Annotated in this window: 16 protein-coding genes and 1 pseudogene; 9 read left to right on the top strand and 8 right to left on the bottom strand. The window is 45.2% G+C overall.

All coding sequences use genetic code 11. From position 1 onward, the window contains the following. Positions 1-118: 118 nt before the first annotated feature. The 3 genes from clpX to tig form a co-directional block, all read right to left on the bottom strand. A complete protein-coding gene (gene clpX, locus RH85_RS05470; RefSeq protein WP_005595878.1) occupies positions 119-1399 on the bottom strand; it encodes an ATP-dependent protease ATP-binding subunit ClpX in 1281 nt (426 codons plus the stop codon). A gap of 122 nt (positions 1400-1521) precedes the next feature. Further along, positions 1522-2136 carry an ATP-dependent Clp endopeptidase proteolytic subunit ClpP gene (clpP, locus tag RH85_RS05465; RefSeq protein ID WP_005595876.1) on the bottom strand — a complete coding sequence of 205 codons (615 nt, stop codon included), beginning with the start codon at positions 2134-2136 and terminating at the stop codon, positions 1522-1524. A 106-nt stretch (positions 2137-2242) separates the two neighbouring features. Then, positions 2243-3544 carry a trigger factor gene (gene tig, locus RH85_RS05460; RefSeq protein WP_006711206.1) on the bottom strand — a complete coding sequence of 434 codons (1302 nt, stop codon included), beginning with the start codon at positions 3542-3544 and terminating at the stop codon, positions 2243-2245. Between the two features lie 530 nt (positions 3545-4074). Between tig and RH85_RS05455 the strand changes: the two are divergent. Continuing rightward, positions 4075-5909: pseudogene (locus RH85_RS05455) on the top strand (sensor histidine kinase). Then, positions 5909-7255, top strand: coding sequence for a sigma-54-dependent transcriptional regulator (locus RH85_RS05450; protein WP_006711203.1), 1347 nt, complete (start codon positions 5909-5911; stop codon positions 7253-7255). The pseudogene RH85_RS05455 and the gene RH85_RS05450 overlap by 1 nt, the downstream one beginning before the upstream one ends. 88 nt (positions 7256-7343) lie before the next feature. On the opposite strand, the gene RH85_RS05445 is transcribed toward RH85_RS05450, so the two are convergent. The 4 genes from RH85_RS05445 to hutW all read right to left on the bottom strand — a co-directional run bounded on the left by RH85_RS05445 (position 7344) and on the right by hutW (position 12129). After that, complete coding sequence (locus RH85_RS05445) at positions 7344-9509, bottom strand: TonB-dependent hemoglobin/transferrin/lactoferrin family receptor (RefSeq protein ID WP_039948667.1); 2166 nt, start codon at positions 9507-9509, stop codon at positions 7344-7346. Positions 9510-9593: 84 nt separating this feature from the next. Continuing rightward, on the bottom strand, positions 9594-10196 hold the full coding sequence (hutZ, locus tag RH85_RS05440; protein ID WP_006711201.1) for a heme utilization protein HutZ: 603 nt from the start codon (positions 10194-10196) through the stop codon (positions 9594-9596). Beyond that, entirely contained in the window at positions 10193-10714 is a 522-nt protein-coding gene (gene hutX / locus RH85_RS05435; RefSeq protein WP_006711200.1) for a heme utilization cystosolic carrier protein HutX, read from the bottom strand. The genes hutZ and hutX overlap by 4 nt, the downstream gene beginning before the upstream one ends. A gap of 35 nt (positions 10715-10749) precedes the next feature. Then, positions 10750-12129, bottom strand: a complete 1380-nt coding sequence (gene hutW / locus RH85_RS05430; protein WP_050799177.1) for a heme anaerobic degradation radical SAM methyltransferase ChuW/HutW — start codon at positions 12127-12129, stop codon at positions 10750-10752. 286 nt (positions 12130-12415) lie between these two features. On the opposite strand from hutW, the gene RH85_RS05425 reads away from it, so the two are divergent. The 7 genes from RH85_RS05425 to RH85_RS05395 all read left to right on the top strand — a co-directional run bounded on the left by RH85_RS05425 (position 12416) and on the right by RH85_RS05395 (position 17521). Next, positions 12416-13264 (top strand): energy transducer TonB, encoded by an 849-nt coding sequence (locus tag RH85_RS05425; protein ID WP_006711198.1) that lies wholly within the window; start codon positions 12416-12418, stop codon positions 13262-13264. 15 nt (positions 13265-13279) lie between these two features. Next, positions 13280-13993, top strand: a complete 714-nt coding sequence (locus RH85_RS05420) for a MotA/TolQ/ExbB proton channel family protein (RefSeq protein WP_006711197.1) — start codon at positions 13280-13282, stop codon at positions 13991-13993. Beyond that, positions 13993-14427, top strand: coding sequence for an ExbD/TolR family protein (locus tag RH85_RS05415; RefSeq protein ID WP_006711196.1), 435 nt, complete (start codon positions 13993-13995; stop codon positions 14425-14427). Before RH85_RS05420 ends, RH85_RS05415 begins: the two co-directional genes overlap by 1 nt. Further along, complete coding sequence (locus RH85_RS05410) at positions 14427-15281, top strand: heme/hemin ABC transporter substrate-binding protein (protein WP_006711195.1); 855 nt, start codon at positions 14427-14429, stop codon at positions 15279-15281. The genes RH85_RS05415 and RH85_RS05410 overlap by 1 nt, the downstream gene beginning before the upstream one ends. A gap of 25 nt (positions 15282-15306) precedes the next feature. Beyond that, on the top strand, positions 15307-16362 hold the full coding sequence (locus tag RH85_RS05405; RefSeq protein ID WP_039948676.1) for a FecCD family ABC transporter permease: 1056 nt from the start codon (positions 15307-15309) through the stop codon (positions 16360-16362). After that, positions 16362-17195 carry a heme ABC transporter ATP-binding protein gene (locus tag RH85_RS05400; RefSeq protein WP_006711193.1) on the top strand — a complete coding sequence of 278 codons (834 nt, stop codon included), beginning with the start codon at positions 16362-16364 and terminating at the stop codon, positions 17193-17195. Before RH85_RS05405 ends, RH85_RS05400 begins: the two co-directional genes overlap by 1 nt. 137 nt (positions 17196-17332) lie before the next feature. Beyond that, positions 17333-17521 carry a hypothetical protein gene (locus RH85_RS05395; protein ID WP_006711192.1) on the top strand — a complete coding sequence of 63 codons (189 nt, stop codon included), beginning with the start codon at positions 17333-17335 and terminating at the stop codon, positions 17519-17521. A gap of 28 nt (positions 17522-17549) precedes the next feature. Here RH85_RS05395 and RH85_RS05390 read toward each other — a convergent pair. After that, positions 17550-18902: TRAP transporter large permease (locus tag RH85_RS05390; protein ID WP_420895791.1), on the bottom strand; the 1353-nt coding region annotated here is incomplete at its 5' end.

Genomic DNA, 18902 nt, shown 5'->3' with positions numbered 1-18902 from the left:
CTCTTCCGCTTAGTCTTATCAGAAATATATGGGGTCTAATTGATTGGATTCAATGGAGGAATAAAAAAAGGAGGATTTATCATCCTCCTTTTTTGTTCGATCAAACCTAGTACCGAAATTACGATTCCGCACCGGCTGCTTGGCTGTCCGTATTGCTATAAATTAGCAGAGGCTCAGACTCACCATTAATCACAGACTCATCAATTACAACTTTACTTACGTTGTCCATTGATGGCAGTTCATACATGGTTTCAAGCAAGACCGCTTCAAGAATTGAACGTAGACCACGAGCACCTGTTTTACGATCCATTGCTTTTTTAGCAATGGCACGCAATGCGTCTTCGCGGAATTCTAGTTCAGAATCTTCAAGTTCAAATAGCGCAGCATACTGTTTCGTTAGTGCATTCTTTGGCTCACAAAGAATTTGGATTAACGCTTCTTCATCCAATTCAGTCAGTGTCGTTGTTACTGGAAGACGACCGATGAATTCAGGGATAAGACCATATTTAACCAAATCTTCAGGCTCAACTTGCTTAAACAGTTCGCCAACGGTTTTGTTTTCGTCTTTTGAACGCACTTCTGCGCCAAAGCCGATACCAGCACCGGTTGCCACACGTTGATCAATCACTTTATCTAGACCGGCAAATGCACCGCCACAGATGAAGAGGATCTTCGATGTATCAACTTGAAGGAATTCTTGTTGAGGATGCTTACGGCCACCTTGTGGTGGTACTGAAGCAACGGTACCTTCGATAAGTTTTAGTAGCGCTTGTTGAACACCTTCACCAGACACATCACGCGTGATTGATGGGTTTTCAGCTTTACGAGAAATCTTATCAATTTCATCAATGTAAACAATACCACGTTCCGCTTTCGCCACGTCGTAATCACATTTCTGAAGTAACTTCTGGATGATGTTTTCTACGTCTTCACCTACGTAACCTGCTTCTGTCAGGGTCGTAGCATCCGCCATAGTAAACGGTACATCTAGGAAGCGAGCTAACGTTTCTGCAAGTAGAGTTTTACCACTACCGGTAGGACCGATAAGCAGAATGTTACTCTTACCAAGCTCAACACCTTCACTCGTTGTATCACCATTACGTAAACGCTTGTAGTGGTTGTAAACGGCTACGGCTAGCACTTTTTTAGCGTAATCTTGGCCAATCACATAATCATCAAGGTGCTCACGAATCTCGCGCGGCTTAGGCAACGCTTCAGATTGTTTCTTAGGAAGCACATCTTTGACTTCTTCGCGAATAATGTCGTTACATAGATCAACACATTCGTCGCAAACGTAGACTGACGGACCGGCGATTAACTTGCGAACTTCGTGCTGGCTTTTGCCGCAGAAAGAGCAGTACAGCAGCTTACTGCCGCTCTCTTTGCTTTTATCTGTCATTCGCTAACCTCTTAGCCTTAACTCTATACGCTTTGAGTGTATATCAATTCGGGCTGATTTGCCCCTTGGAATTGAGCACAATAGTGGCTCAATTCGCTAAACTGGACTCAAAGCAAGCTTCATTAACCGCGGTGGGTTAACACTTGATCGATAATACCGTACTCGGCAGCTTGCGCCGCTGACATGAAGTTATCACGATCAGTATCACGCTCGATAATATCCATCGGCTGACCAGTGTGCTCTGCAAGCAAGTTGTTCAGTTTTTCTTTGATAGATAGAATTTCTTGAGCATGAATTTGGATATCTGACGCTTGGCCTTGGAATCCGCCTAATGGCTGGTGAATCATGACGCGTGAGTTAGGCAAAGCAAAACGCTTACCTTTCGCGCCACCAGCAAGGAGGAATGCCCCCATAGAACAAGCTTGACCTGTACATAGCGTGCTCACATTTGGCTTGATGAACTGCATGGTATCGTAGATAGCCATACCTGCAGTAACGCTGCCGCCTGGAGAGTTGATGTAAAGGAAAATATCTTTGTCTGGGTTTTCAGATTCAAGGAAAAGTAACTGGGCAACCACAAGGTTAGCCATGTTGTCTTCCACTTGACCTGTCAAGAAGATGATGCGTTCTTTAAGCAAGCGCGAATAAATATCGTAAGAACGTTCACCACGGGAAGTTTGTTCAACCACCATTGGCACTAATGCATTCATGATAGTATTTTGTTCTTGGTAGCTCATATTCTGATGTCCCTAAAATAAATGGCCCGGATGATGAATATCACACGGACCATTGTTAGCAGAATAGTTAATGCTTAGTCAACTTTTCTACGCAAGATATTGCTTATTAAGCAGGCTGTTGGTTCATAAGCTCGTTGAAGCCAACTGCTTTTTCAGAAACCTGAGCTTTAGCGATGATTGCGTCAATAGCTTGCTCTTCTAGAGCGATATTGCGCATATTGTTCATCATTTGCTCGTTTTGCTCGTAGTAAGCAACAACTTCAGTTGGATCTTCGTAAGCAGTCGCCATCTCTTCGATTAGAGATTTCACTTTAGCGTCATCCGCTTTAAGCTCTTCAGACTTGATTACTTCACCTAGAAGAAGACCTACAACTACGCGACGTTTAGCTTGCTCTTCGAACAATTCACGTGGAAGTTGAGCTGCTGCTTCTGGGTTGCCACCGAAACGTTGAGCTGCTTGTTGACGAAGAACTTGGATTTCTTGGTCGATTAGCGCTGCAGGTACGTCGATGTCGTTTTCTTTAACTAGACCGTCGATTGCTTGCTCTTTGATGCGGTTCTTAACAGCTTGCTTAAGTTCGCGCTCCATGTTCTTACGAACTTCAGCTTTAAGAGCGTCAACGCCGCCTTCAACTACACCGAACTTAGCAACGAACTCGTCGTTTAGTTCAGGAAGTTCACGCGCTTCAACTTTGTTTACTTTGATTGCAAACTTCGCTGCTTTACCTTTTAGGTTTTCAGCGTGGTAATCTTCTGGGAAAGTCACGTCGATTTCGAATTCCATACCAGCAGTCTTACCTGTGATACCGTCTTCAAAACCAGGGATCATGCGACCAGCACCCATCTCTAGTGGGAAGTTCTCAGCTTTACCGCCTTCAAACACTTCACCGTCGATAGAACCAACGAAGTCGATTGATGCACGTTTGCCAGCTTCAGCTGCTTCTTCAACTTCTTTCCAAGTTGCTTGCTGCTTACGTAGCGTGTCGATCATTTCTTCAACGTCAGAATCTTGTACATCTGCTTGTGGTTTTTCTACAGCGATGTTTTCAAGACCTTTAAGAGCGATCTCTGGGTACACTTCGAAAGTTGCGTTGAATACTAGATCAGCACCTTCTTTTGTCTCTACAGGAGCAAAAGTTGGAGTACCAGCTGGGTTGATCTTTTCTTTAACGATCGCTTCGATGAAATGACGGTGCATAACTTCACCCATCACGTCTTGACGTACTGCTTTACCGTACATCTGAGCAACCATCTTCATTGGCACTTTGCCTTTACGGAAGCCATCGAAACGACGGTTTTTAGCGATGTTGCGTAGTTCAGCAGTAACAGCATCTTCGATGTTTGCAGCTGGAACAGTAATGTTTAGACGGCGCTCTAGGCCTTCTAGCGTTTCAACAGTAACTTGCATTATAAATTAACCTCAATACTGGCTCAGTTATACCGAGCGTATGAGCTACCGAAGCGAGGCTTGGTAACTGCATCCTTGTTTGTACTCTAAGAGCACCTATTTAGATTCGAGAATCGGTAACACTCTAAATTAAGCGCTATCGAACTAATTAGCGATATCTTTTCTGCCGATAACTTTTGAAGCCATTACAGCCGCTATCACAGTGAAAGGTATCTCCGATTAGTCTCAGGATATAAATTTAGACGCAGCATTCTAACGACCTACGTCATAGCTGTCGAGCCGATCCCATCCAACATTCAGGGAATATCCTAAATTCTCATTTAACTGCTACAAAAACGAACGATAAAGCAGTCAATGTACACAGAAATGGGGACATTAATGTGTTTTTCAATAGAAACTAGCGTTTTTTTTAATTGGAGTAATAAAAGGAGATCTAAGTCCGGTTTTATCGCCCATTTTAACAAACGGGCACAACACCTTGATAACAAAACCCGATAGGCTGGCGCTAAAAGGATTGATAAGGATTTTACATCTTGGCTATTCGACGCGTAAATCTCTACATTCTGGTACTGTATTTTCTCTGCCTTGTGCTTGGAGGTCGTTGGATATGGAACCTCAACTATCAAGCTCAACTCGCGCAACATCAGGCCCAATTAGACCGCTTTGCTAGCCACATCAATACCAAGTTGGATAAATACACCCACTTACCTCAATTATTGGCGCAAGATACTGAAATTATCTCAGCCCTCATGAGACCGGATAATTCAGCGCAAATTGATATTACCAATCGCTATTTAGCGCAAGTAAATACGGTCATTAGTGCCGCTGACAGCTACCTACTCGACGCCCAAGGAACAACACTTGCCGCAAGTAACTGGAATTTGTCCCACAGTTTCGTAGGACGAAACTTCGCTTGGCGCCCCTACTTCTCACAAGCAATTCAAGGTAATCGCAGCGAATATTTTGCTTTAGGTTCCACCTCAGGACAACGTGGCTACTACTACAGTTACCCGGTGGTCTACGCGGCTGAAATCATCGGTGTCATTGTAATTAAAATGGACCTCACCGCGATAGAGGCCAATTGGAACAGTGAACAAAATTATTTTGTCGCGACAGACCGTGACCAAGTGATCTTTATGTCGAGCAATCCCAGTTGGTTATTTCACAGTTTAAGCGATATCGCGCCACCCACTCGACAACAAATTTTGCAATCACGTCGCTATCTCGATTCCGATTTACCTTCTTTAGGGCTCAGTGGCGATTTCGCGTTAGGACACAGCGAACTCTATGACGCAGCAAAAGGTGGCGGCCAAGGTGATTATATTGTTTCATCTCGTCAGTTGGATGATGTGGAGCTAAAGATTCGCGTACTTACTCCCAAGCGCACTGTTTTGTGGTCTACGCTAAGCTTTTTACTGATCCTTACTTTGTTATTTACTATTGCATTGCTTTCGTTACAGCTCGTTCACCAGCAACAGCAACGAAAACGTCAATTTGAACAACTGCAACTAGAAGCAAAACAAAAACTCGAATTTTTAGTCATGGAACGCACCGCCGAATTACACGCCGAAAACCATGAAAGGGAAAAAACCGAACAGGCATTACGGCAAACCCAAAATGAACTAATTCAAGCGGCCAAGCTTGCCGTACTAGGCCAGATGTCCGCCAGTATTAGCCATGAACTGAACAATCCACTTGCCGCTATCCGTAGCTTTTCTGATAACGGACAACGCTTCTTAGCTAAACAACAATATGAACGTGTCGAAGAGAATTTGCGCCGTATTTCTGCGTTGACGGTGCGAATGGCTAAAATCAGCGAACAACTCAAATCCTTTGCACGTAAATCCGATAGCGGCGAACGACAAATGTTGAGTTTAACCCCGCTGATTGAAGCGGCACTGGCTCTGATCCACCCTCAGCTGAAAGCGAATCAAGTTATGGTGGATGTGCAGCTTAGCGCTCATCCTATCCACGTTGAAGTAAACCCGATTCAATTAGAACAAGTGCTGATAAATTTACTCAGTAACGCTATTCAAGCAATTGAATCGCTGGCCGAGCGCAACATCGCGCTCAGTATCGAGACATTAAACGACCTAGTATTAATCCATATTGACGACAACGGTGATGGTATTGATGAGCAAATAAAAAACAGGTTATTCGAACCATTCTATACCACCAAAAAAATGGGCTTGGTTTGGGCCTGTCTATCTCACAACAAATTATGCATGCCATGGCGGGGGATCTCTCAACCTCATCTTCCCCTCTCGGTGGTGCACGTTTTACCCTGACACTAACCAAAGTTGCATTGCCCAACACAGTGCAAGCTATTGATAAAGATAATCAACAACCGATGAAGGACGAATAATGGAAGACGTTTTTTTTATCGATGATGAAAGTGACATCCGTATCGCAATAGAACAAAGCTTTGAACTGGAAGATATTTCGGCGCGCTTTTTCGCCGATGCAGAACAAGCTTTATTAGCCATTAAGGCTCAAGGTTTACCTAAAGTGGTGAACAGCGACATATGTTTGCCGGGCATTTCCGGTGAGAATTTACTTTCAAGTATATTGCATCAAGATCAGGATATTCCGGTGATTTTGATTACCGGCCACGGCGACATTGCCATGGCGGTAAAAGCGCTGCGTAACGGCGCCTATGACTTTATCGAAAAACCCTTTTCGATTGAGCGTTTAATGGATACTACGCGGCGCGCCTTAGATAAACGCAATCTCACGTTAGAAAATCAAACTTTAAAGCGTAATCTCAAAGCAAGCCAAGCCTTGGGACCCCGAATCATTGGGAATAATCAATCAATGAGCGATCTGCGTAACACCATTAGCCACATTGCAGATACCCAAGCGGATATTTTATTATTTGGTGAAACAGGCACAGGTAAAGAGCTTTTTGCCCGCTCGATCCACGAACAAAGCTCGCGCCGAGAACAAAACTTTGTTGCCATTAATTGCGGTGCGGTTGCCGAAAACTTAATTGAAAGCGAGCTGTATGGCCATGAAAAAGGCGCCTTTACCGGAGCAGACACTACCCGCATCGGTAAACTTGAACATGCCGATGGCGGAACCCTATTTTTAGATGAAATTGAATCGATGCCAATGCAGGCTCAGATCCGCTTATTGCGTGTTTTACAAGAGCGCAATATTGAACGGGTGGGTTCAAATCAACCAATACCAATCAACATTCGTGTTATTGCCGCAACCAAAGTCGATCTTAAACAGGCGGCAAGAACTGGTGAATTTCGCGAGGATCTTTATTATCGCTTGAATGTTGTGACACTCGATTTACCGCCATTGCGTCAACGCAAAGACGATATCCCTGCTCTATTCCATCATTTTTTGCTGGTCGCCGCCGCCCGTTACGGCAAAGATGCCGCCTCTCTTCCTCAAGCGGATCTACAAACATTGGTCAGCCATGACTGGCCCGGCAATGTCCGAGAGCTAAGAAACTGCGCTGAACGCTTTGTGTTGTTAGGTAATTTGGGGCAACTTAACGCGCTCTCTTCCCCATTAACAAATTCGCCGCCTCTCACAGAGCAAGTCGCCGAATTTGAAAAAATCGCGATAGAGCAAGCGCTGACCAGTAATGGCGGACGAATAAATGAAACCATGGAGCAGTTGCAAGTCGCGCGAAAAACGCTCTACGAAAAAATGCAAAAACATGGTTTGGATAAGAAAGATTACAAAGCAGAAGGTTAAGCGTTTACCCCTCAAAGCACGATAAAAAAGGGCCAACAATACACTGTCGGCCCTTTTTTTAATCAATGTTCACAACTACACAAGATGCTTAGTAGAAGTATTCCATGCTAATACCCCAGTTACGTCCTGCTTGGGTATCAAAGTCTTTAAGACCGTCATTTTCACCCTGCAGATCGGAGAAGGCCCAATATTTTTCATCAAACGCATTGAACAAACCTGCACGCAACGTCATGTCTTTCATTGGGCGATAATACGCCGTCAAATCAACAATATTGTACGATGGCGCCGTCACGTTATCATCCGCTTGCCATTCGTCTTTCTTCGCCACAACTTTATAGTTCAATAGTGCGCCGTAAGTTTGATTTGGATGGTTGTAACCTATACCGACAATCCCAGTCAAAGGAGCAACTGAATCCAGTTCTTTGCCCGTTTTTCTGTCTTCACCGTTGGCATAAGCAACACTTAATCGGCTATATAACCCTTTTGGCCCTAATACAGTAGTAGCAAACTCAGCACCATAAATACGTGCTTTATCGATGTTTTGCATGGTAATGACATCTTTACTACCTTGCTCACCAATTTTTTGCTCAGCAATGAAGTTATCGTAATCATTGTAGAACGCGCTCAACTCATACTGCACGACATCATTATTGCCGCGGAAACCCAACTCATAAGAGAGACTCGTTTCAGCTTTAAGATCTGGGTTACCCTCGAAGATAGCCCCTTGATCGTAAACATAATAGAGATCGTAAACCGTTGGCGCTTTGAAGCCTTGGCTAATTTGGACGTATGGGCTAAACATCTCAGAGACGTGATATACCGCTCCAATACGACCGGTCACCGAATCATTGTCGTTATCGACATGCTCGACATCATAACCGCCAGACGTTTCCGGTGCGGTTTTAAACGAGTCATAACGCAATCCCGCAGACAGCACCAAACGCTCATCCATTAAGAACGCCTGATCTTGTAAATATACGCCCCACTGAGTCACTTTCGCATTAGGCAAGCCCGTGCTGCCAGGTTTCGAGGTGCCATTTGGCACACCAACTTGACCACTTTTTATGATGTAATCGGTATTCTCTAAAGAAAAATCATTCTTCAGATAACTGACACCATAGGTGAACTCGTGATAGTGAGTGTCATAGCTCACCAGCTTATTAAATTGAGCATCGAACTGCAGCGAATCATCTTGTGCGATACGCTGACGGTTACGCTCACGATTATCATAAGCTGGCATAAAGCCACCACCTGGGTAGTTGGTGGTATCGTAGTTGTCTGATTGGCTTTCGGTCGTTTGGTAAGCCAACTTCCATAACAGTTCATCAGCAATGGTGGTGTTCATTGTCCAATCATGCTCAAAGCCAACACGCATACGAGTGTTGTCATCTTGCACTGAAGAGTCGCTGTAGACAAAGTTTGGCATCATGGCGTAGCCTTCTTCGGAAGCAAGGTACGAATCATATTGGTAGTTATAGTATTCAAACGTCAAACCTAAACGGTGCGCTTCATTGGCTTGATAGAATACCTTTGCTAAGCCGTTATAAAGTTTCGAATCAGCAGGATCGGCCGCGCCACGATCTTCACCTAAGATATCAGCGCCATCGCCATGCGTTTGATACTCTTTGCCATCGGCATACGTAAACATCGTGATGGTTTCCCAATCACCATTACGCATTGCCCACGTTAGAGTATTTTTAAACTCTTCGTTAACTGATGCGTAGCTAGTTTTAATCCCAAAGCGATTTTCATCACCATCAGTGACTAAGACATCATCCGGATTTTTGGTGCGAAATAGTACAACGCCACCTAGCGCATCTGAACCATATAAGCTTGATGACGGTCCTTTGTTCACTTCAATACCCGCTAACATATCGGACTCGATAGTGTTGGGATATTTACGTTGTTGGCTAGCTCCAGGGTTATAAGGAACTGGCTGCTGAATACCATCTACCATCACTTTAACGCGACTATCATCAACACCACGGATGTTAATTCCTGATACACCAAAACGACCACTTCCTTCCACTTCGACACCCGGAGTGTACTTCAACGTGTCTTTCAGGCTGTTGGTCATGGTGTTATCAAGTTCAGAGCGGCTGACGGTCGCAATAGAAGAAGAAACATCTTCTTTATTTTGTTCAGTACGTGTCGCCGATACCACTACTTCATCAAATGAGTAGACGTCTTCTGCCAATGCTGGGGCAGATAAAACTGCGCCGATTAAGAGCGCAAGTTGAGTTTGCTTTATCATCAATATATCCATTTAAAATGATTAAAAGACTCCCTCGATTTAGAATATTATTGGCAGGGAGTATGAGAGTTACGTAAGGCGAAATTATTCCGTACGTGTTTTTTCGGCTTGAACGTGTCCTTCGGTAAGATGAACAAAATCCAATAGATCATTTCCCGAAATTTCAAACGCTTGACCGAATCCTTTTACATAACGTCCAGATTCTGGTGTCAGACGATATAAGTTGAAGTCGCCTAACTGGCTAAGATTGTCGATAATCTCACCAAAACGAGCTTGTAACGCGGCGATACCGCTGTGCCAATCTACTGATTGCTTTACAACTAATTCTGCTTTGGTATCAAAGGTTAATCGCTTACGGGCATAGACTTGTTTCGCTTCGCTTTCATCTTGAACCATCATGATCGAAACATTGCGATTGGTTTTAAGGTTGCGGCCATGTGATGCAATATCACTCACCAAGATGTAATAGGCTTGGCTATCAAACGCAAACGGTGCATAAGTGGCGTTTGGCACACCTTCTGGACTGATGGTCGCCAATTGCAGTGTTTGACGTGAATCTCTAAATTCACGAACTTCTGGCTCTAAACGATTTTGTAAACGTTCACGACGAACCTCTTCTCTTTGAAAATCTTGATCTCTTTGAGAGGTTTGATCCTGATGACTTTCCGGCTGACTTTTTACATTCATGCGCTTAATTTCTCCTTCATTTGGCCAAACGCTGCCACTTGTTCTGTTAACAGTTGACGCTTTTTATCGCGACCAACATAAACCTTGAAAATACAATGACCATCAACATCAAAAAAACCAATGTAGTGGCTGTCCATGCTTCTAAAAGGCTTACTTACAAAGGCAATGTGCTCAACAAGATCCAAACGCAAATGGCCGTGCAATTCTCCTTCGCGCCCCATTAAGTTGTAGTATCCATGGGCTACTTTTCCTTTCGGAAAACGTGCTTTGCTTTCGAATATCGAACCAAATGAATGGACAATCGTCGTCACATTTCCCCAAGTCGGTAATTGTTCTAAAATTGCTTGAGCATGTCGCCCATCCACACGAGTCAACATCTCATCTGGCAGAGCAAAAGTAATTGCCCCTTCACTCAGTGCTAATTGCTGAGACATCTCAGATACGGGTGCCGCCGTATCCAGCGCTAACGCCGCGGCTACTTTTTGTTTTACTTCTGTCGCTGAGCATGTGCTGTACATGATTCCTCCTTTACATCGAATCTATTTCGCCAAATTTATCCAGCCAGAGCTAAGCGATTGGCTTTATCACTCTGAATGATTTTGATTAGGTTAGTCGCCAAATTGACGGACCAAAATTGCCCCGCTTGCGTCAAGGCGATGGCTTGAGCCGTTATCGTGACAAGACCACGTTGTTGCCAGATTTCGAATAGCGGCATCAGACGTTCAAACCATGGATGAAAGTCATGTTTTAACAACACACCACGATCGAAAGCGGCTTTGAAATGGTTAAGTGACACTGCGTTTGGATCAGCTCTAAATGCCATCCCAACTGGGAATTGTTGTTGCTTAATCGCTTCGATATATGCCGTCATGTCTCGATGTTGCATGGCGCTAACACCATTAAAGTTACCGCCAGCCCCCGCCCCAATCGGCAACACTTCGGCATTGGTTTTCGCTAAGCTGTTGTAGATGCTACGTTCACGATTCGTTGACGCCCAGTGATTGACGCTCAAACGACGCTGATGGAAACGCGCCATAAAATCGGCCCCCATCTGATACATTTCCGCTTTCATAACAGTATCCGCAGGCTGAGGCAGTTTGCCTTGTTCAATCAAACGCGCCATTGGTAAGTTTTGTAATTCAAGTAACTGATAAAGGTCGACACCATCAACGCCTGACTCTATATACATTTCCAAATCATTTTGCCAAATGTCTAACGTCTGATAAGGCAGGCCATAAAGTAGATCAATAACGATCGGTGCCGCGTTATAGGCCACCATTTTTTGCAGCGTCGTTAAAACCACATCCCCATCATCAAGACGCTTAGCAGCACGACGAACCTGACTATCGAAACTTTGTACACCTAAAGAAAAACGGTTAAATCCACCGGTTAATGCGGCTTCAAATTTCGCCTCACTAAAACGGTTTACACGCCCTTCCAAGGTAATTTCACAATCAGGAGTCAGCGGAAAACGTTCACGGATTAATTGGCCCAATCGCTTGATCTGTTCTGCACTTAAATCTGTCGGCGTACCACCACCGACATAAACAGCTTGAAACGGTAAACTTTGCGTCCAAACAAACGCAGCCTTACGTTCTATCTCCATAACTAACGCGGCAAAATATTCTGCAATTAACTGCTCGCTCGACGCGTATTGGAAAAAGTTGCAATAAGTACAACGAACACGACAGAAAGGAATGTGGATATACAAACAGCGTCCCTTAATCGAGCCGGCACTGTTTAATGCATTCAACATCGCGTCTTGAGTTTTACTTTGCGGAATAGGGACTGAACTGCCACCGACGTGCGGCCCTGTTTTACCACTAAAAGCGAATCGAAGCGGATCGGTGGTTTGCTTTCCAACGATAGACTCGTCGCTAGGGTCAAAATAAATAGCGTCAAGATCAGGCATATCTAAAGCAATTGGATTCATAACATCATCACTGCATCCGTTTCGCACCGCACTCCACATCTCCTGCCGCAACACCAAAAGCCACATTCACAATGGTTTGATTAATAGAAAGAAAGCGTGGAGCGAGTAAGCGAAATCTTATAAATAAATTTGTAAATAAGAACTATTCTCGACATAATATAGATCGCAAATGATAATGTAAATGATATTTGATCTCATTGTCATTTAATGGATAATACATCGCGTATTTCGTCGGTGATGGTTTGTATCACCATATTGTTTAATGCCTAGGGTGTGCTGTTTTTAGATGACAAAGCTTCGTTACTTTATAGCCGGACTGATTGCCTTCCTGATTCAGGGCATAGCGCTATCCTATGCTCCTCAGGCAAAAGTTATTGAGGTTTCAATGGCGCAAGGCGTCCAATCGATGCAAATTCAATTGCTGGCTCGGGCAGTATCAAAACCCGCATCACAGACCAATGAAGAAAGCGCACATAACACCACTCACCAAGAAGCGGCGCCAAATAAAGTGCAGGAGAGTAAGTTACAAGAGATCGCAGCGAGTGCCGTTGAGCCAAAAGTCGTCAAGCCACTCCCCCCTAAACCAGTGAGCCAGCCCGTCGTGAAATCCAAGGCGATAAAGCCAGAGTCGATAAAGCCAGAGCCGATCAAAACCAAGACCGAGCAAACACCGGTAGTGGCAACCCGTGCCAAAGATGTCACGGCAAAAAATAAGCCCAATGCAGCAACACCACCATTAAGCGAGAAAGAGCCCGCAACAAAGGCTAACAACAAACCAATAGATCACGCTGAAAAACCGCAGATTGAGCAGCATGAAACGACTCAGCAGCAAATTGCATCTCAAAGTAGCGAGCCGATGTTAGTGAGCAAGCCACAATTTAGTGCCAAGCCAGTTCCCGTTTCTTACCCGAAACTTGCGCGTAGAAAAGGTTTAGAAGGCAAGGCATTGATTGAGGTATGGCTCAATAGTGAAGGGAAGCAAATTAAACAAAAAATTATTTTATCGAGTGGTCACCAAATATTGGATCAACGAGCACTGAATACGATTAAACAATGGCAATTTTCTCGCCGTATCGAGCAAGGCCAAGCCATTGCTCACCGCGTGCAAATCCCAATCAATTTTAAATTACAGTAGTACAGACAAATCATCATGCAAACATTGAGTCATCTTCAAAGCCAACTGGGCATCATGACATGGCCGCTAATCATCATGTCGTTCCTTACTCTGGTCATTTTAATTGAGCGAACGTTATACATGCTGCTCAATGGCCGTACCTATACCTCTCGCATCTTAAAGCAAGTACACAAACTGGACTTCAATCACGCGGAAGAGGTCGATCGCTTCATTGCTGATGAATTGGGGGGGCGTCAACTGGCCTTTCAATCAATGCGAATGCTGCTCAACCATCGTCACTTTACTAAGCCTTTGCGTGAAGAAGCGGTCAGCATATGGCTGTTCAAAAAACGTCAGCAATTTCGCTCTGGGATACGATTACTATCAATGATTGGCGTGATCAGCCCTTTGATTGGCCTATTGGGCACCGTACTGGGTTTGATGGAAATGTTCAAAGGTATTACCTCAACCGAAGGGGCGATTTCACCGGCCAATCTCGCCGATGGTTTAGGGCTTGCCATGACCACTACCGCTGCGGGTTTGTTGATTGCTCTGCCTGCGATTATGGGCGCACAGTTACTCAGTATGTGGGTAGAAAAAACCTTAGCCAAAATTGAATATACGCTTAACCATAGTAATCTTCACATTGAGGGGATCTCGGTCGATCCTTGCGCCGAAAATCTCTGCGCGGATAAAGCGTGTTCCAATAAGAAAATCTTCGTCGCCCCCATCACAGATGAGGTAATTTGATGATTCAATCCCACTCACAGTTCAGCGATGAAGAGTTTAAGCCGGACCTCACGCCAATGCTCGACATCATTTTTATTGTTATGGTGTTCCTGCTACTAACGGCTAACGTCAGTGTACAAACTCTGAATGTCGACATTCCTAAAACTGAAGAAAGCAGCGCATTAACTCGTCCAGATAAACCGGTTATTTCAATCGGTATTTTGCATACCAACACCGATGCAGCAACCGCAAACAAATGGGCTGTAGACGGCACGGAATTTAGTGATTGGGCACAGTTTACAACTGCATTGCTAGAAGCTCGTCAGCAAACTCCCGACAAACCCATTGTGATTGCTGCCGATAAAAAAGCGGATGTGGAATCGATGCTCAACCTACTCGCTTTTATGCAAAAACACCACATTTCAGCCACCAATATTGTTATGGAAGAACGTTAATGAAAACACTCCTTTTAGCTTTTGGCCTACTGGTTACCTCAAGCTCAATTGTGGCCCAAGATCAGCCGCAAAATCGTATTATTAGTGCTGGCTCAAGCATTACTGAACTACTTATTGCACTAGGTGCTCAAGACCAATTAGTTGCGCTGGATGTCACCAGTAAGAAATACAATCGCGACGAGAAGCTTCCTTTGGTTGGCTACCATCGCCAACTCTCCGCTGAAGGGTTAATGGCACTCTCTCCAACGCATTTAATTGGCTCCCATGAAATGGGGCCAGAAAGTACGTTAACCTTGCTCAAAAATGGCGGCATCAATGTAGAAACAGTCCCTTCAGGTGATACGGAACATGATTTATTTAAGCGTATCGACCAGATTGCCGCCATCACGGGCACACAAGACAACGCTGTAGCGCTAAAAGCCTCGCTACAATCGCAGTTAGAAGCGATGCAAACACGCACCACTGATAGCAAGCCTAACGTCTTGTTCGCTATGCTCAGCAAAGGCCGCCCAGCCACCATTGCAGGCGATCAAACCACGATTGACGTGATCGTCAATCTTGCTGGAGGCAACAATCCCGCCAAAGAAAAGATGAACTCGTATAAGCCACTATCGCAAGAAGCGATCGTTGAAATGCAGCCTGATTACCTGCTGGTAACCAAACGCGCATGGCAGGCATTAGGTGGTAACGAAGGTATTTTAAAAGAGTTCCCACTCCTTTTGGCCACGCCTGCGGGTAGCCAAAACCGTATCATTGCGGTCAATGGTAGCGCCATCATTGGTGGTTTAGGCATCGAGAGCTTGCAGCTCGCTGATGAATTATTCCAACAGCTCCACCCAAGCAACAAGGAATAATCTAGTTACTATGGCGGCATCCACTATGACAACGTCACGCATACTCAGCGCAAAGTCACTTTGCTTATTCACGGCGATTGCTCTCTATTTTGCAACCGTTGCATCGATAAGTGTTGGACCAATGAACATCAGTTTTTTGGATAGTATTACGTCGTTGCTACCGAGTGCTTTTTTCTCGGTAAAACAAGCTGACTTACCCGCTCACATTACTATGGTTGTGCAGCAAGTTCGTTTGCCGCGAACACTATTAGCTATCGCTGTAGGCGGTATTCTTGCTATCTGCGGCACTGTCATGCAAGGCCTATTTCGCAATCCACTTGCCGATCCCGGCATTATTGGCGTGTCATCGGGCGCAGCTCTCGGCGCAGCAATTGCGATTGTCGTATTTGGTGAACTCGCCGCTGACTATCCAGCTCTGTTACTGTTTGGCACCGTACCTATGTTTGCTTGCATTGGTGGCACAGTGATTACTTTCACCGTTTATCGCTTAGGCACCGGAGAGAATGGCACCTCTGTCACCATGATGTTACTCGCCGGTGTTGCCATTGCAGCACTGGCAGGTGCGGCCTTGGGGTTACTCAACTACTTTGCGGACGATCAAGCACTACGTGATCTCTCACTGTGGACGATGGGATCACTCGCCGGCGCTAACCCTCGCGGTTTATGGCTTGCCTTCGGCACTCTGTTGGTGCTGTTTATCGTCTACTACCGTGATGCAGACAAACTCAACGCAATGTTATTGGGCGAAGCCGAAGCTCGTCATATGGGGATCGATGTTCAATCACTCAAGCGGCGTTTGATTATCCTCGCGGCTGCTGGCGTCGGCGTTACGGTCGCACTGGCTGGAATGATCGGTTTTATAGGGCTAATTGTCCCGCATTTAGCGCGAATGATGATAGGGCCAAATTTTCGGTCTTTACTTCCCGTTACGTTGTTTATGGGGGGTTTACTGTTGGTCGTTGCTGACATGCTCGCTCGCACGGTAGCGGCTCCGTTAGATATGCCAGTAGGCATCGTCACCGCTCTGCTGGGAGCACCATTTTTTATTTGGTTACTGATTAAACAAAAAGGCCGTTTGTAATGCTATCGCTGTTTTCTTCAAAAAAATCAGGCAAGCCGCCAATGATTGATGACTATTATTCATCAACAACCGTTGCTATCGAGCACTTGTCCGTTTCCTTGGGTGGGCGAACCATTCTCGATAACGTTCATTTAACGCTTCAACGCGGTCAATTTACCGCTTTACTTGGCCCAAATGGCACCGGTAAAAGTACCTTATTAAAAGCGTTAACCGGTGAAATAAGTGCGCGGGGGGAGTTTGCATTGTTTGGGCAAGCCCGAGAAAATTGGCCATCAGCATTGTTAGCGAAAAACTTTGGGGTACTGCCTCAAAGCAGTTCACTATCATTTAATTTTATGGCTCGTGAAGTGGTCGCTTTAGGCGGCTTGGGTTTGAGCATGCCGCGCGAAGCGCTTGATAATGTCATAGACAAAAATATGCAGCTCACGGACGTACTTCACTTATCAAATCGAGCTTACCCGACTTTGTCTGGAGGGGAAAAACAGCGTGTTCATTTGGCACGCGTGTTAACTCAACTCGAACAAAGTGGCGGAAACAAAGTGTTGTTGTTAGATGAGCCTACTTCTGCCTTAGATATTCACCACCAACACACTACGCTGGCACTAGCACAACACCTCGCTCAACAGGGAGCGACCGTCGTGGCCGTTTTACATGACCTCAACCTTGCTGCGCAATATGCCGATCGCATTGTGATCCTAAACCAAGGTGTCATTGTGACTGATGACACGCCAGAAAAGGCACTTAATTCGTCGGTCATTGAACAAGTTTATCAGCATAAAGTGTCGGTCATTTCTCATCCAACACTGGGCCACCCCGTGGTCATCGCCGCTTAATAACTCTATAAACCTCACTCTATTTCAATGCTTTACGGCCGTTTATTGCGGTCGTAATTCTCATAATTGAGAACGGATAAATTTGGCAAAGCGCCAAAGCATAGGCAATACTGAAAGAAAAGAGCGAGGAGATTACGATGGGAGAAAAAACCAAAGTAAAAGTGATCGCCGAAACGGTTTTAATTGACGGTATCTACCAACCTGACCATCGTTCAGGCTGTGATAGACGTAAGAATCGTCCAATGAAATGGCGTTTTTACGAGCGGAGACAATGCGGCTGTGACCCTCGAAATCAAGGTAGAAAGCATATTGATGAGGAGGTCTAACCCTCCCCACCAAGCTTAACTTGTCACGTTACTTTGTTATGATTTCTGGCCCCATCAATGTTGTTGGTAACCATGTGGAAACCCATGGTACGTAAGTGACAATAATGAGGAAGAGGAACATCACCCCAACCCAAGGTAGCGCGGCTTTCACCACCTGCATCATCGACATTTTTGCCACGCCAGCGGTAACAAATAGGTTCAGGCCTACTGGGGGCGTTATCATCCCTATTTCCATGTTCACCACCATCATGATACCTAAGTGAATAGGATCAATACCAAGCGCAATTGCGATTGGGAAAACAAGCGGTGCGACAATGATCAGCAAACCTGATGGCTCCATGAACTGACCACCAATCAACAGCAATACGTTAACCACAATCAAGAAAGTAATTGGACCAAGACCTGCCGATAACATCGATTCTGTAATCATTTGTGGAATACGTTCTTCCGTCAGCACATGTTTGAGTATCAGCGCATTGGCAATGATAAACAACAGCATGATCGTCAGCTTACCCGCATCATACAAGGTGCTCTTGGTATCCTTATGTACAAATGCTTGAACCACTTTGACTAACACAGGTTTGGTATTCTTCTTGTCTGCAAATGGCCCCATATCTTTGTAGATAAAATTGGCAATTAAAAAAGAGTAGACCGCAGCCACCGCAGCCGCTTCTGTTGGGGTAAACACTCCGCCATAAATACCACCGAGAATGATCACCACCAGCAACAAACCCCAACTGGCATCTTTCGCAGCCAAGAACATCTCTTTCCAGCCAACAAACGGCTGCTTAGGTAGTTTCTTGATGCGGGCGGCGATATAGATAGCAATCATCAACATGACACCGGCTAACAATCCAGGTATCACTCCACCTAAGAACATACGCCCCACCGATACATCGGTCGCGGCCGCATATACCACCATCACAATCGATGGCGGGATCAAGATGCCCAATGTGCCCGCATTGCAAATAACACCAGCGGCGAACTCTTTCGAGTAACCATTTTTAATCATGCCCGCGATAACAATACTACCAATGGCGACCACCGTTGCGGGTGATGATCCTGAAAGAGCAGCAAACATCATGCAAGCCACCACCGATGCCATGGCTAAGCCACCCCGGAACCAACCAACCATCGCGATGGCAAAACGAATAATGCGCTTGGCAACGCCACCAGTAGACATAAAACTCGATGCCAAAATGAAGAATGGAATCGCCAATAAAGTGTAATGTCCGGCAAAGGCATTAAATAAGGTTTGCGCCACTGACGCGAGTGAGGCATCCGAGTGCATCATCAAAAATAGCATGCTTGAAAGACCGAGTGAAACCGCAATCGGCACGCCGATAAGCATGAATCCCACCACCATTACGAATAGCAACAC

The organism is Vibrio ichthyoenteri ATCC 700023 (genome assembly GCF_000222605.1).
GTDB classification, from domain to species: domain Bacteria; phylum Pseudomonadota; class Gammaproteobacteria; order Enterobacterales; family Vibrionaceae; genus Vibrio; species Vibrio ichthyoenteri.
The sequence above is the reverse complement of the archived record's forward strand: the minus strand, read 5'-3'. Positions and strand labels throughout refer to the sequence as shown.